The organism is Paenibacillus sp. TSM33, assembly GCF_056099025.1.
Window position 1 is genome coordinate 56,335 of sequence record NZ_JBLZXB010000003.1, and the last position, 15,001, is coordinate 71,335.

Genomic DNA, 15,001 nt, shown 5'->3' on the forward strand with positions numbered 1-15,001 from the left:
GTACACAGGATAAGGTACTATAGCTATATAGTACGTATTTATATTAACTAATTAGGTATTACATTAATAAACTAAAGGTATAGGAGCCATAAAGATGACCAAATTCCAAGATCAAATCATTGCGCGGTACAAGTTTGATGATGCAGAGAATGTCGGCAAGGATAGCTCTGGACAAGGTAATGACGGGATTGCTTCAGGCACAGCAGCACCTACGATCTCCCATACTACCGGAAGAGCGGCTTTGGCACTTGAGGGAGGTCCCAACGGAACATCTTATATTCAGCTACCTTCTGATCTGTTTAAAGATGTAAGCGATAACACTGGTGTTACAGTGACGGCTTGGGTAAACTTCGGCAGATTCACGGATATGTGGGAACGTGTTTTTGACTTTGGTAAATCCCATACGGGTCCTTATATGTTTATGACACGGAATCTGCGTGGAACTCTTTTCACTGAGGCTGACTTATCCGTAGACCCAGGAAGAGGTTTTGTCAGGGATGAGTGGATGCACATAGCCCTGTCTGTAATCGGCACAAAAGGTGGTACATTAAGCAGTGCGGGTCCAGTGGTATATGTCAATGGTGAAGTGGCAGCGGACGGCTCCATCAGCCAAACCTCCAGTGGTAACTATGCCAAGCTGCGCAAATGGTTCGAAACGTTTGCAGATACGACCAACTATAGTAACAATTTTATCGGTCGTTCCCAACATGCAGCCGATGTAGACTTTGCTGGCTCGGTTTCGGACTTCCGAATTTATAAAGCAGGTTTGACGGCGGATGAAGTCATTGAGGTCATGTGCGATTCATTGACAGATGAAGAGATCGTGAAGCTTGCCCGCGATAAGTATTTGTCATTCCCGACGACAATTATAACCAAAGACATATCCCTGCCAACGGTTCTGATGGGTGGAAGAGTAGAAGTGACCTGGAAATCCAGCCAGCCTAGCATACTCTCTGACCATGGACAGGTTCAGGCGATTACCTCCGCACAGGGGGTCACTGTTACGGCTCTCTTGACCAGAGGTTCAAGCCGGATTGAAGAAAGCTTTGAAGTTTCCGTTCTTCCAGAACAGCTGCCTCCGTACACGCTGACCATTCATGGGAATAAGGAAGTTGTGGATGTCAGCGAAGTGATGTACGGCTTATTCTACGAAGATATCAATAATGCGGCAGATGGTGGGATTTATGCAGAACTCGTGCAAAATCGTTCTTTTGAATCCTTTGAGTTTGATACGTATTCCCATGCTTCTGGTGAATGTGGCTGCTCTACAGGACGGAACCGTAATCCATTGTTCGCCTGGGCTGGTGATACGGACAAGATGGCTCCACAGCATAGCGGTGGATTAAATGAGTTTTTGGGCGTAAAAGACAAGGATGTGAACTCTTATTATGTGACGGTAGCGGATGGGGCAACGATTCGAAACAAAGGCTTTTCTGATTCCAACCAGAATTGTGCCATGTCCATCCAGGAGCGTGCCAAGTATGAGTTCACCATCTGGGCGAAGGCCGATTCTGCGGGTACAATCACACTGCAACTGCAAGACTCGAAGGAAAAGGCCATCAGTGATTCGGTAACCGTACAGGTGGAAGGTGGAAACACGTGGAAAAAGTACGGTGTCGATTCCAAGCTGGTGCTGACAGGTACAGCTACGGTTCTGGGACAGCTGGCGCTCACATTTGAAGGCGACATTTCCATTGATATGGTCTCCTTATTCCCACAAGATGTATGGGGGGCAGGAGAGGAAGAGCACTCCCCATCGGCACACGCCAACTATCAGGGTAATCCGAACTACCGATTGAGAAAGGATCTGGTAAACGCGCTGGTCGGCATGCATCCGAAGTTTTTGCGTTTTCCAGGGGGATGTATTTCCGAAGGATCGTTTATATGGGAAAACGTATACGACTGGAAGGAATCCATTGGCGATATCGAGCTGCGCAAGGAAAACTTTAATGTATGGGGCTATATGATGACCATGGGTCTTGGTTATATGGAATATTTCCAGTTGGCAGAAGACCTCAATGCTGCTCCGCTCCCAGTTATGGCCTGCGGTGTGCTCTGCCAAGCCCGTTCAGATTATGCTCATCCGGCTGGCGGCGCATTAAGAGAATACTACATCAAGAATTTTACGGATCTGATCGACTTTGCGATCAGCGTCGATTTTGAACATAATGAATGGGCTGCCATGCGTAAAAAAATGGGTCATGAAGCACCGTTCGATCTGCGTTATCTGGGCGTGGGGAACGAAAACTGGGGCACAGAGTTCTTCGCCAACTTTGAAGTGTTCAAGACATCGATTGATGAGTACATGGAGAAAAACTATCCGGGATATGAGCTGCATATCATCTCCACGGTTGGCGCTCAAGCAGACGACGATGCCTATCAACAGGGCTGGAAGTTCCTGAGCGGTAATATGGAGGGCTCTGCCAAGGTTGCTTTTGCGGACGGTAACCAGGTGACGGAAGAAACTGTAACCTGGTATGAAAAGCAAAAAGACTATATGGACACCATTGCCGATGAACACTATTACCGTTCTAATGAATATCTATTGAATAATGTGGACCGCTATAATTACTACTACAGAGCTTATAACACGGATGGCAGTGTCAACTGGAAAGAAACATCGAAGGTTTTCGTTGGGGAGTATGCCTCGACAGATAAGAATACATTGGCGGGCGCAGTAGCGGAAGCAGCGGTGATGACTGGTTTCGAAAATAATGCCGACGTCGTCCGGTTGGCCGCGTATGCGCCGCTGTTTAACAAAGTCCTGACGGACGGAACGTACAGATGGACACCGGATTGTATCTGGTTCGATGACGAAACTGTATGGTTTACACCAAACTATTATGTGCAGCAAATGTATGCCCAATATTTGGGCAATAAAGTATTGGCCACTTCGTTCTCTACTTACAAAAACGGCCAGCCAATCGACCTCATTCCTCAGGGTGGAATTGAGATCGCGACAGGTAACGCCGAGGTTGTGGTTAAGCGTGTAACCGTTACTTCCAATAAGGACGGCAGTGTACTGCTGGAGCAAGATTTTACCAAGGAATTGAATTCGACCTGGCAAGTTATTCCTGGCTCCGTGGGATCTACGGTGGAGGAAGGTAAGGGGCTTGTCCTCAAAGCCCAAGATAGCGGTCTGAACGGCCTGTACATCTTGAACGAAAGCTGGAACGACTACAAGGTAGAGGTCATTGCTTCCCGCATTTCCGGCACGGACGGTTTTTATGTGGGCGCAGGTCTCACGGATATTACCACTGAGAAAAAGAATGTCATCGAATACGCGATTGGCTATGGTGGCAATGCTACCGGCGTGAAGGTTTACAAGCAAGGTATAGAAGGCTATACCATGGGTGACTACTCTTCCAGTACAGCGGCGGGCAACTTGAGAGCAGCCAGCTATGAAGAACTGGCCGATAATACCGACTACACCATCACGGTGAACTATGGGGGAGAAACGGGCAACAATCTGATTTGCTCCTACACGGACGGCAAGACAACCAGCAAAGTGCTGGATTACAAGCTGGAGGCTTACAACAGAGACGTGTTTCATTCGGTGACCCGAGATGCTGAACATGTATATGTGAAGCTTGTAAATGCCGACAACGTAGATAAGGCAACGCAGCTGAATCTACAAGATTTGAATGTTGAGTCCAGTGCCAAGCTGATTACACTAACCGGCGATTCCTCGCTTGTTCATGTACCTAACGTGAATAAGAAAAATGATGAAAAGGTAGTGCCTACCGAACAGCAGGTCACACTTCATACAGATTCTGTCCTCTTACAATTACCGGCTAATTCGGTAAATGTACTGGTACTGGATATTAAAGCGTAAGGTACGAGATAGTTAGGGTAAGGAATGTTGGAACCTTTTCCCGCTTAAAAACAAAAAGGGGTGTCCCAAGCAGCCGTTTTATGGCTTTTAGGACACCCCTTTTTTCTATGGATCAAGTCAGAACGTTGTTGTCTCGATTTGCCTGATGGGCATTACTTCGTGCTTCTGTTTACCAATTCACGCGGATTGGTGCCATCGTCTATCGTTAGCGGGGTAGCCGCACCTGTAGCAATTCGCTCCCAAGGTACCATTTTAAAGTTCTGATTTAACTTCTTGCCGTTTTGGAGATTTTCGTCATCTTGTGCAACGAAGATACCATGAGGGAAATTCTTGCCTAATCCGTAGCCAAGAACATCAATACCGTCTGTGACAGACGTACCGTCTACGGTAGGGCTGTCTCCGATCGTGAAGTTGCTAATATAGGCATTGTCGCCTTGTCGTTCATAGATCGCATAGCTGCTGTTGCCTTGGCTGGAGGCCATTAGGTACCCCTTGCCGTCTTTGCCATAATACAATGTGAGTCCCTCTATGTCATCGTGAAGTCTGCGCCCATCTGCAATATCAACACGTTGCAGCGGCTTGGATGAACCGTCTGGCTCGGCGCTATATTTCCAAATGGCGTAATCCTCTTCAGCAATGTACAGCGTACCATATTCATCATCAGCGACCATGCCCTCGGATTGCGTAGCCAGCTTAAACTGGCGGACAAGCTTGCCGGCAATTTTGCCGTTTCCGTTGTCAGTCAACTCATATTGCTCGAATTCGCCCTCTTTGCCCAAAACGAGCGCGTAAAACTTATCTGTCATGAGGCTATGGTATAAACTGAATCCGTATACTTCTTTCATGGTTGCCTTAATAGGTTTGTCAACTACGTTGGCCAACGTTCCTGATTCACCATCAATGGCAAAAATATCGATCGTGTTGTTGGTTCGATTGGTTGCGCCAGCGATATCGATCTTTTTACCGCCCAGTGTGAAGCCGTAACGAAGATCCACGTTGTTCATTTTTCCGACTTTGATGTTCTGCAGTTGCTTGCCATCCAGATCATAGACCAAAATTCCGCCGCCTTTATTAGTAGCTAAAATTCGGCTTTTATCCGGATCAACGGGATTAAGCCAGATCGCAGGGTCGTCAGCTGCATCTTCTCCATCCTCCACGGCTTCTGTTTCGACAGAGGGGAGCACTTTATAGGTGGGAACTGCATCCTTGGGATCTGCATATTTGCTATTCTCCGCTTCAAGCGCAGTGATCACTTTTGTAGGAAGATATATATTTCCGTTGATCATCTTTATTTCACGATCTGCTTTCCCGGTTTGACCAGCTAGACGATATTGCTTCTCACCAACTGTAAAAGTCCCGACAATGCCATTTTTCAGCTTGATCAACACCGAATGGTCATCACTGTCCCACGTAATTTTTGCGCCCATTTTATCTGCCTGTGTACGAAGGGATTCGTATCCCGTGGGCTGAGTGTCTACCGCATGGATCAGGTCTGGTGATACTAGAATCCCGGTTAACATGGTTAATAGTGCAATTTTAGTTACCTTCATATGTTGCCCCTTTTCCGAAGTGAAAATGATATAACCGACTCAGTATAAAGCGACATTATCAAAAGAATACAATCAAAATGTAAAAGAAATGTAAAAGAGACGTAAACATTCAGTTGGCCGGTTTCCAGTATTGCTGTCTGTAATTTTTCGGTGACATTCCGAATCTCTCCTTGAAGCACTTTGAAAAATAGCTGGCTTGGGAGAATCCTGTTTCCTCCGTAATTTGCTGGATGGACCAGTCGGTTTGCAGCAAAAGACTGCGTCCCTGATCCAGGCGGTAGTCCATTAAATACTCAAGCGGCGTGCGCTGGAAGGCGGCCTTCATGCATCTGGCAAGATAGTTTTGATGTACGTGAAAATGTGCCTCCAGATCTTTATTAGTGACGGCATTTCTGTAGTTTTGTTTTAAAAATATTTCGATCTGTTCAGCTAACTTGGAGGAACTGCTTTTATAATTCTCATCATATTCCAAACCCTGAAAAATATTCACAAATGTTTGTTGAGTCTCCCATAGAGCCAGCTTTCGAGTTTTTAAAGTAGAGGCTAGTAAATAGTCCAATTTGGAGAACAGCTCATGGGGATTAATTAGTTTTTGGTATTTGGGTAGATGGATGGTGGTATGTTCTGAGTGAAAATGCAGCTCAGGAATGGGGGTGCTAGGGATAATAAAATTCGGCGAGGATTGGGCACACCACATACTGTTGGTTTGAAAATGAAACCAGTAAAAGGAGGTTTGTTCTGTACATGCCTCGATGGGGAAATGGTGCTTGTCCGGCTCAAGAATGAGTGCATGATTTTCAGTTATTTTCCACGATTCATCCTCCTCACCGATGTGCAGTAGTCCTTCTTTGATGATAATTACGTCAAAATAACCCAAGTTATAGCGATTCGGATGCCAGTCCCCTTTTTGATATGTAGTAAAATTTCCCTCTATGAAATAAGGCAGTGGAGGAACAAGGAAAGATAGAAAGTCTGCTTTGCTCATGGAAGTCAGCTCCTTTATGTGTGAAATCGTATAAGTTTTAGTTAAAGATCGCGATTTTTTTTATAAATTCAGGTTGATAAAATAAGGACTGTAGCAAGGGGCGCTCAGGTTAGCTTGTTCGATATTATCATTACTTTATCCTTATTTTTTCAAAAATGAAAGCGTTCTATTTTTAGGAAGGGATGTTTATCCAATGAAAATGGCAAAGCCAGTGAAGCATGTCATCGTCGATGATTCATTTTGGAAAAAGTATAAGCAGGTTGTGGCGAAAGAGGTCATTCCCTATCAGTGGAAAGCATTAAATGATGAATTACCAGATACAGAACCCAGTCATGCGATTGAGAACTTTAGAATTGCGGCCGGTGAATCCAGTGGGGAGTATTATGGAACCGTTTTCCAAGACAGTGATCTTGCCAAATGGCTGGAGACGGTTGCTTTTAGCTTAAGGGATCATCCAAATTCTGCGCTTGAAGAGCAAGCCGATGAAGTCATTGAACTGTTGGGGAGAGCTCAAGCTGAGGATGGGTATCTGAATACGTATTATCTACTCAAGGAACCCGATAATCGCTGGACGAACCTAAGAGATAATCATGAGCTGTATTGTGCAGGACACTTTATAGAAGCGGCTGTTGCTTATTATGAAACGACGGGCAAGACGAAATTCCTTCACATTATGGAGAAATACGTAGACCTGATTCAGCAGACTTTTGGTACGGAAGAAGGGAAACGGAAAGGCTATCCGGGGCATGAAGAAATTGAGCTGGCCTTGATCAAATTATACGACGTAACGGCTAAGGATCAATATCTTAAATTAGCGCAATATTTTATCGAACAGCGGGGACAGCATCCAATTTATTTTGTGGAGGAGCAAGAAAAGAGAAAGCATATTCAAACAGAGCCTACCTGGAATGATGATAACAACCTTAATTTCGGCTTAGGCTTTGAATATCAGCAGGCACACCAACCTGTGCGGGAGCAAAAAGAGGCCGTCGGCCATGCGGTAAGAGCAGTGTATTTATATATTGCGATGGCAGACCTGGCTGCCAAAACAGGGGATGCTTCCCTGTTACAAGCCTGTGAAACGCTGTGGGATGATGTCACGAACCACAAAATGTACATTACCGCCGGAATCGGGTCTACGGTGAACGCGGAAGCGTTCACTTGCCATCATGATCTTCCCAATGACAGCATGTACTGTGAAACTTGCGCTTCTGTTGGGCTGGCTTTCTGGGCCAATCGCATGCTGCGCTTAGCGCCGGACCGGAAATATGCCGATGTCCTGGAGCGTGCGCTCTACAATGGAACGATCAGTGGAATGGATCTGGATGGGAAACGGTTTTTCTACGTGAATCCGCTGGAAGTCAATCCTTTTCAAAAGTCGAGAAAGGATCAGGAGCATGTAAAAACAGAACGGCAAAAATGGTTCTTCTGCGCCTGCTGTCCACCCAATTTGGCGCGAATGATTGCATCGGTGGAGGACAATATGTACACCTATACTGATGATACGTTATATACGCATCTGTATATTGCCAGCAAGGTGAACATGACTTTATCAGGCCATAAGGTTGAAATTACACAAACTCATCATTATCCATGGGATGCGGATCTTGTCCTTTCAATCCATGTAACAGAGCCAACTGCATTTAAATGGGCACTGCGAATTCCAGGGTGGTGCAAGCAGGCAGAGGTCAAGGTAAATGGGGAAGCTATCTCTATAGACCATCTGGAAAAAGGCTATGTCGAGATTCAACGTACTTGGAAGGACGGCGATGTGGTCACATTGCATTTGGCTATGCCAGTCGAGCGCATTCGGAGCAACCCGCTTGTCTCCATGAACCAGCAGCAAATTGCTCTCCAACGCGGTCCAGTCGTGTACTGTCTGGAAGAAGCCGATAATGGGGCGAACCTGGCAGGGTTAAGATTACCAAAGGATAGTCCTATTACAGAAGAGTTTAGCGAGAATCTGCTAGGTGGCATTGTAAAGCTGACCATAGAGGGATATCGGGTAAAAGGTTCAAATGCATTATACAGCTCGGAGCCCCCTGAACTTGTTCCTCAACAAATTACTGCTATTCCTTACTACGCCTGGTGTAATCGGGCCAAAGGGGAAATGCGTGTATGGGTTTATGAATCATAATTCATTCGCATGGGGAGAGGAAAGATCATGAGTACGAGAATTGTGAGTACGGAACCACCTGAAAAAGCAACCAGTACCGTTCCTTTTCATCGTAAAATCAGCTATTCGTTAACAGATACGGCTGGCAATCTACTATACTGTGTCATTTCCAGTTATCTATTATATTTTTATACAGATGTATTCGGTCTTTCTATCGGGATTGCCGGGACATTACTATTTATCACCCGTTTTATCGATGCCATTGATGCCCCGATCTGGGGCATCCTGATTGACCGGACCAAATCGAAATACGGTCAGAGCAGACCTTATTTTCTATGGTTAGCTGTTCCGTTTGCCGTATTCATGGTCCTTACGTTCACGACGCCCAATTGGAGCGAATCGGGGAAAATTGCATACGCGGCTATCACTTATATCATAGCAGGTATCCTATATACGGGAATCAGTACACCGATTACGTCTATTCTGCCTAACCTGAGCACCAATTCCAATGAACGCGTAGTTTTGAACTCTTTCCGTATGGTCGGGGGAAACGTGGGCTTCTTCATCGCCACGACGTTCACATTACCCCTCGTAGCCTTCTTTGGACAGGGAAATGATCAAAAAGGCTTTTCCTTAACGCTCGTTTTATTTGGAATCATGGCGATTATTATGTTTTTCATAGCGTTTGCCGATTTGCGTGAAAATGCGGCAGTGAAAACGAAAGCTGTCCCGATTGCTAAAAGCTTTACAGCTATCAAGCGAAACTGGCCCTGGATGCTCGTTGTAGCTGCTAACCTGTGTTACTGGATCGGCTTGAATATTCGTTCGGCTACACTTATTTTTTATCTGCAATACAATTTGGATAGTAAGGACTTGGTGCCTTTAATCAATGGACTCACCTCTTTGCAATTGATCTCGATGGTTCTGATTCCGTTCTTCGCCAGAAAATTAAGTAAAAATACGATCATGATTATCGGATTGATATTAGCTGCACTAGGTCAAGTCGTGATTTTAATGGGGAGTACAAACTTAACCCTTATTATTGCCGGTTGGATCATAGGTGCATTAGGATCAGGCTTTGCGTGCTCGATGCCATTTGCAATGTTGTCCGATACAGTAGATTACGGGGAATGGAAAAATGGAATTCGGGCAAGTGGATTTCTGACTTCTATTGGAAGCGCATTCTGTATCAAAGCGGGTAGCGGAGTTGGCGGATTATTGCCAGCATGGGTTATGGGTAGCACAGGCTATATTGCTGGAAAGGTCCAAACCCCGACTGCTTTGTCTGGCATTCAGTTCAGCTTTATCTGGCTACCGTTTATCGTCTTCTTAATCGGAATCATTCCTATGTTTTTCTATAAGAAATTCGAGAAGAATGAAGCTTCTATTCAACAAGATTTAATTGCGAGAAGATCATAATCATACTTTTAACAAGGTGTTAATAAGATTTTATAACATGGTCATGCCGCATAAAAACCTGTTCACTGAGCTGAGCGGGTTTTTATGTTTTTTTCTATTCAAATGTGAGCAAATCCATTGACAGAATTTTCTTTTAGAGTGATACTTCTATGTAGAGAAAAGTGTACAGAATCAAGAGCCGGAGACATCTAGCCTTGCAACTTTATACATTTTTTCGCCATGAAAGACTCTTCTGCCGAAGGGTTTTTTTTCAATTTGATAAAAAGAATGTGATGATATGAGTCAACTGAGTGTAAGGATGAGAACGCATGGCTTTCTGAATAGGCATTTTTCAGGAGAGTCTATTGATTATCGGCAGATTATTGCCCTGTTTATCCCGCTTCTGATTGATCAGGCTTTTATCGTGGGTCTTAATTTGGTGAACACAGCAATGATCAGTTCGTCGGGGATGGCGGCGGTTAGTGCTGTAAATATGATTGATTCATTAAATATTTTTCTAATTAATGTGTTTGTGGCTGTGTCTACCGGGGGAACAGTTGTTGTGGCGCAGTATAAGGGGAGCGGTAATGACCTTATGGTCTCTAAAGCAACCTCCGGTACCATATCCTCCGTTTCCTTGCTGGCCTTATGCATCAGTCTGTTTATGATCGTGTTGTACAATCCAATTTTAAGTGTGCTGTTTGGCTCCGCCTCGCCTGACGTATTGGCTAACGGCAAGGTGTATCTGCTGGGAAGCTGTATGTCCTTTGTAGGGATTGCAATTGTTGAAGCGGTATGTGGGGCGCTGAGAGGGATTGGCAAGACGAGGGCATCGCTGGCTCTTTCGCTTATCATGAACCTTTCGTACGTGCTGCTGAATGTTGTATTTATTAACTTGTTGGATATGGGTGTACTGGGTATGACGATTGCAGTCAATGTGTCCAGATATGCAGGGGCTGCCTGCGCGCTGATTTATTTGGTCAGGGTAGATGACGACTTGCGTGTTCAGCTTAGGGATATGCTTTATTTTAATCTGGCTATGCTTAAAAAGATCCTGTTTATTGGTCTTCCTTTTGCAGCGGAACAGATGTTTTTCAATGGGGGTAAAATTTTAACCCAAATTTTCATTGTGAACCTGGGGACCAATGCATTGGCGACGAATGCTATTTGCTCCTCCTTAGCTAACGTGTTCCAAATTCCTGCGAATGCTCTGGCTCTTACGATTGTAACCGTGGTCGGTCAATGCATGGGGCGTCGAAATGTACACGATGCCCGCAAGTTTACCAAATCATTTATTTGGCTGTCGTCCGCTTCATTTATTCTAATGGGGCTGATCCTAATGCCTTTGTTTAAGCCGATGGTAGGGCTGTTTCATCCGCCTGCTGAAATTGTAGATGACATTTTTATGGTCATGCTGATTAATACGTTGGCCCAGATTCCACTCTGGTCGATCGCCTTTATTACACCCTCTGCGCTTAGGGCAGCAGGTGATTCTAAATTTACGTCCCTCACCTCGATGCTGTCCATGTGGTTGTGCCGGGTAGTGCTCGGGTATGTTTTGGGCATTGTGTTCAATTTGGGAATTGTGGGTGTCTGGCTGGCCATGGATATTGAATGGGGGGTGCGGGGGATCGTTTTCCTCTGGCGCTTCCGCGGCAACAAATGGGTTCAGCACCGTTTGATCGACTGAATAGATCCACTACTATAAAATTGTCCTCAGGATGAGGCACTTTATAGTAGTGGATTTTTTTCTAGACGCATATGGTTACGTACGCATTATTCCAGTCTGATCCCTATATTGCCCAGCTGAGCTCCCTGCTGTATACGGTAAAAGGCTTGCGCCGTATCTTGTAGAGGGAAGACGCTATCTATAATGGGATGAAGGGAATGACGTTCCATGAATTGGAGCATATCTGCGAATTCCTCGCTGCTGCCCATAGAGGTACCGATGATGCTAATCTGTGGGAAAAATATAGAACGCAGCGGAATCTCTATGTGATCTCCTGAGCTTGCGCCAAATGTAACGATTCGACCATCCGGTTTGATGACATCCAGGTATTTATCGAACGTAGCGGGTCCGATGCTATCAAGGATCAGATCCACGGTATCTCCGTTCATACTTTCTTTCCAATCGCTATCACTGTCGAATGCATGATGAACGCCGTGGGCGAGGGCAGCTTGCTTTTTGACTTCGCTACGTGATGTGACGCTAACCCGTGCGCCCGCTGCTAAAGCCATGAGCATGGCATACGTGGCTACCCCGCCGCCAATACCGGGGATGAGCACATGATCCCCTTGCTGTAATTGGCCTCTGGTGAAGAGAGCGCGGTAAGCGGTCAAGGCAGACAGAGGCAGTACCCCTGCTTCTTCCCAAGACAGGTAAGCTGGCTTGCTGACTGCATTTTGAACGGGAATGATAACCGATTCGGACAATGTTCCGTCTGAAGGACCGCCCAGAATGGCAGGAATCAAGGGGACGAGGTGCGCCTTTTCCCATCCGATACATGGATTGATGATTACTTCAGTGCCAACCAGCGAGCTTGGGACGCCAGCGCCCACAGCTTCGATCACGCCTGCTCCATCCGATCCGAGAATGAGTGGAGCATCGTTGGCGGTTCGATCCGCCATGAGGAACAGATCCCGATGGTTCAAGCCTGCGGCTTTGAGTCTGACCTTCACTTCGCCGTGCCCCGGATGTCTGACCGTAACGTCCTTATACATCAGGCCCTCAAGACCGTTTTTGCCGGTATGTATTACAGCTTTCATTTTAAAGCCTCCTGTGATCGATTTTAGATGCATTTGCATGTACTTTGAATTGTACAGAGCGGCAAGCATCCGGTAAAATGAACAAAATCGAACGTCAGTATCATAAATGATCATACCAAGCAGGTGATGTATATATGGAAAGCAGTGATTTGAAAATTTTTCGGGCTGTTGCTCGCGAGGGCAGTATCACAAGGGCTGCGCAAGTGTTGAACTATGTACAGTCCAATGTAACGTCGCGGATTCAGCAGCTTGAGGCACAATTGAACGTACCGCTATTTCGCAGATCTAACCGCGGAATGACGCTAACGTCGGCAGGAGAGAATCTGCTGGAGTATGCAGAATCCATACTGACCTTGCTCGACGAGGCAGAGAAGTCTACTCAATATTCGGATCAGCCTGCGGGACCGTTGCGACTGGGCTCGATTGAGACGACGGCGGTTACACATCTCACGACTTTATTGACGGGATATCACGCTCAATACCCTGATGTGCATCTGTCACTTATGACCGGGGGGACGCATGCTCTTGTACAAAAGGTATTGAATTACGAATTAGATGGGGCATTCGTCTATGGCCCTGTCGATGATTCGAATATAGAGCATATTTCGGCTTTTGAAGAGGAGTTGGTGCTTATTTCGGAACCGGGAGAAAGGGATATGAGCAAGTTGCTTGCCAAGCCTATGCTGTTCTTTGATGTAGGTTGCACACATCGGACAAGAGCAGAGAACTTTCTGAACGATTCAGGTGTGGATGCGTATCAGATTATGGAATTCGGAACATTGGAAGTCATTTTAGGTGGTGTAGCCTCTGGTCTGGGGGTGTCTATGCTTCCATACTCGTCAATTGTAAAGGCAGAGGAGGCGGGAAGTATTGCTTCGCACCGTTTACCCGAAACCTATCGTAAATTAGAGGTATGGTTTGTTCATCGGCGTGATTCGGCTTACTCCAGTGCGCTGTTAGGCTTGCTCCACTGGATGAAAAAGGATGCTATACTTAACTAGGATTAAATTGACATCAGGGGTGTATCATTTGGAAGAACATCATTTATCGAAAAATTCATCTACAGCAGTGTCGGAGGAATTTGTGAGGAATGGCGGCTATCAACGACGAGAACCAGATAGGATGGCGATATTATCAGAGACATACGGAGCCTCTATCTTTTTCAGAAGATGGGCCGCCTGGATGATTGACTTCATTCTTATCGTCTTTGGGTATGGAGGGCTGGTTTATTTCGCAACTAAGAAACTATCTGAAACGGAAACTCCAAATCTGGGCATGGTATTAATTCTGTTCTTGATTGGCTCTTTCTGCTATTATCTGTTACTGGAAGGACTTACAGGCTATACGCTGGGCAAGTTTGTACTTCGTATTCAGGTTGTGAATGGAGAAGGAAGGCCGCCAGGCATGATTAAATCGTTGATCCGTACGCTCATACATCTGGTGGATACGAATCCGCTGCTTTTCTGGGGGCTGCCCGCCGGCATCTGTGTGCTGGTGACACCTCGGAAACAACGAATTGGAGATATGGTCGCCAATACATATGTAGTTAAGGTACGGGATTTGGGGAAGGTAGGCAGAAAGAAAACCGGAATTATTGCAGGAGCAATCATCCTGATGACGATCGCTTCGATTGTCTTGGCTGTATCCTTAATTTCTACGCTTATCACTCAAATCGTGAAGCCAGAGGTATTTATCAGTAAGGATAACCAGTTTGCGATTACGGCTCCGTGGAATTGGTCAAGAGATAATGGGATTAATGAGGAAGCGGATATTTCCATTAAAAATGAATTTACCGATAGGTATTTGATTGTATTGTCTGAACCGAAAAGCGACTTTGATAGCAGTATGACCCTTCAAGAATATAAAGGGATTATTGAGGATCATTTGGTGTCAGGAATTACGGATCCCGAATTGGGGCTGGCCTCCGACAGGCTGGTGAATGGATACCCAGCCATTGAATTCACCCTAAAAGGAGAAGTGGACGGGATTCCGATCATGTATAATGTGACCACGATTGAAACGCCTTCGCATTATCATCAAGTGCTTGCTTGGACCTACGCTTCCCGATACGGTCGAGCCCAGCAAGAGCTACGCAAGATTAGAGACAGTTTCCGTGAAATGAACATCATGTAAAGTGAACATGAAGCAGCCACTATATTCGAAGTTATTAGGGTAAACAAAAAAAGCAGATAGCTCATAGGAGCATCTGTTTTTTTTGTATTTAAGCTGGATTTAAAAGATGGACATCAAAACGGATTAGGCGGAATAGCGCTGTAGAAGCGAAGCGGTGGCGATGGGAAGCACTATCCGCCTGCGTAGTGGCGTTATCGTAGATTTATATAGATAATTTG

General features: G+C 45.6%; 9 protein-coding genes. 6 read left to right on the top strand and 3 right to left on the bottom strand.

All coding sequences use genetic code 11. From position 1 onward, the window contains the following. Window positions 1-94: 94 nt before the first annotated feature. On the top strand, window positions 95-3,835 hold the full coding sequence (locus tag ACN6NF_RS00995; protein WP_474314339.1) for an alpha-L-arabinofuranosidase C-terminal domain-containing protein: 3,741 nt from the start codon (window positions 95-97) through the stop codon (window positions 3,833-3,835). Window positions 3,836-3,987: 152 nt separating this feature from the next. Here ACN6NF_RS00995 and ACN6NF_RS01000 read toward each other — a convergent pair whose 3' ends face one another. Continuing rightward, window positions 3,988-5,385, bottom strand: a complete 1,398-nt coding sequence (locus tag ACN6NF_RS01000) for a phytase (protein ID WP_474314342.1) — start codon at window positions 5,383-5,385, stop codon at window positions 3,988-3,990. 109 nt (window positions 5,386-5,494) lie between these two features. Next, window positions 5,495-6,370: a helix-turn-helix transcriptional regulator gene (locus ACN6NF_RS01005; RefSeq protein WP_474314344.1), complete on the bottom strand. Its 876-nt coding sequence runs from the start codon at window positions 6,368-6,370 to the stop codon at window positions 5,495-5,497. A gap of 193 nt (window positions 6,371-6,563) precedes the next feature. On the opposite strand from ACN6NF_RS01005, the gene ACN6NF_RS01010 reads away from it, so the two are divergent. The 3 genes from ACN6NF_RS01010 (at window position 6,564) to ACN6NF_RS01020 (ending at window position 11,574) form a co-directional block, all read left to right on the top strand. Beyond that, complete coding sequence (locus ACN6NF_RS01010) at window positions 6,564-8,507, top strand: glycoside hydrolase family 127 protein (RefSeq protein ID WP_474314346.1); 1,944 nt, start codon at window positions 6,564-6,566, stop codon at window positions 8,505-8,507. Between the two features lie 27 nt (window positions 8,508-8,534). Further along, complete coding sequence (locus ACN6NF_RS01015) at window positions 8,535-9,905, top strand: glycoside-pentoside-hexuronide (GPH):cation symporter (protein WP_474314348.1); 1,371 nt, start codon at window positions 8,535-8,537, stop codon at window positions 9,903-9,905. A 277-nt stretch (window positions 9,906-10,182) separates the two neighbouring features. Continuing rightward, window positions 10,183-11,574 carry an MATE family efflux transporter gene (locus ACN6NF_RS01020; protein WP_474314350.1) on the top strand — a complete coding sequence of 464 codons (1,392 nt, stop codon included), beginning with the start codon at window positions 10,183-10,185 and terminating at the stop codon, window positions 11,572-11,574. An 86-nt stretch (window positions 11,575-11,660) separates the two neighbouring features. Here the strand turns inward: ACN6NF_RS01020 and ACN6NF_RS01025 are convergent, their stop codons facing one another. After that, window positions 11,661-12,650 (bottom strand): zinc-binding dehydrogenase, encoded by a 990-nt coding sequence (locus tag ACN6NF_RS01025; protein WP_474314353.1) that lies wholly within the window; start codon window positions 12,648-12,650, stop codon window positions 11,661-11,663. A 134-nt stretch (window positions 12,651-12,784) separates the two neighbouring features. On the opposite strand from ACN6NF_RS01025, the gene ACN6NF_RS01030 reads away from it, so the two are divergent. Both ACN6NF_RS01030 and ACN6NF_RS01035 read left to right on the top strand, forming a co-directional pair. Next, window positions 12,785-13,651, top strand: a complete 867-nt coding sequence (locus ACN6NF_RS01030) for a LysR family transcriptional regulator (protein WP_474314354.1) — start codon at window positions 12,785-12,787, stop codon at window positions 13,649-13,651. Continuing rightward, window positions 13,635-14,783, top strand: a complete 1,149-nt coding sequence (locus ACN6NF_RS01035; protein WP_474314355.1) for an RDD family protein — start codon at window positions 13,635-13,637, stop codon at window positions 14,781-14,783. The genes ACN6NF_RS01030 and ACN6NF_RS01035 overlap by 17 nt, the downstream gene beginning before the upstream one ends. The last annotated feature ends 218 nt before the right edge of the window (window positions 14,784-15,001 follow it).

Excerpts from the sequence above, each read along its gene's own strand:
- ACN6NF_RS00995 (WP_474314339.1), top strand. The coding sequence starts at position 95 with ATGACCAAATTCCAAGATCAAATCATTGCGCGGTACAAGTTTGATGAT.
- ACN6NF_RS01000 (WP_474314342.1), bottom strand. The coding sequence starts at position 5,385 with ATGAAGGTAACTAAAATTGCACTATTAACCATGTTAACCGGGATTCTA.
- ACN6NF_RS01005 (WP_474314344.1), bottom strand. The coding sequence starts at position 6,370 with ATGAGCAAAGCAGACTTTCTATCTTTCCTTGTTCCTCCACTGCCTTAT.
- ACN6NF_RS01010 (WP_474314346.1), top strand. The coding sequence starts at position 6,564 with ATGAAAATGGCAAAGCCAGTGAAGCATGTCATCGTCGATGATTCATTT.
- ACN6NF_RS01015 (WP_474314348.1), top strand. The coding sequence starts at position 8,535 with ATGAGTACGAGAATTGTGAGTACGGAACCACCTGAAAAAGCAACCAGT.
- ACN6NF_RS01020 (WP_474314350.1), top strand. The coding sequence starts at position 10,183 with ATGAGTCAACTGAGTGTAAGGATGAGAACGCATGGCTTTCTGAATAGG.
- ACN6NF_RS01025 (WP_474314353.1), bottom strand. The coding sequence starts at position 12,650 with ATGAAAGCTGTAATACATACCGGCAAAAACGGTCTTGAGGGCCTGATG.
- ACN6NF_RS01030 (WP_474314354.1), top strand. The coding sequence starts at position 12,785 with ATGGAAAGCAGTGATTTGAAAATTTTTCGGGCTGTTGCTCGCGAGGGC.
- ACN6NF_RS01035 (WP_474314355.1), top strand. The coding sequence starts at position 13,635 with ATGCTATACTTAACTAGGATTAAATTGACATCAGGGGTGTATCATTTG.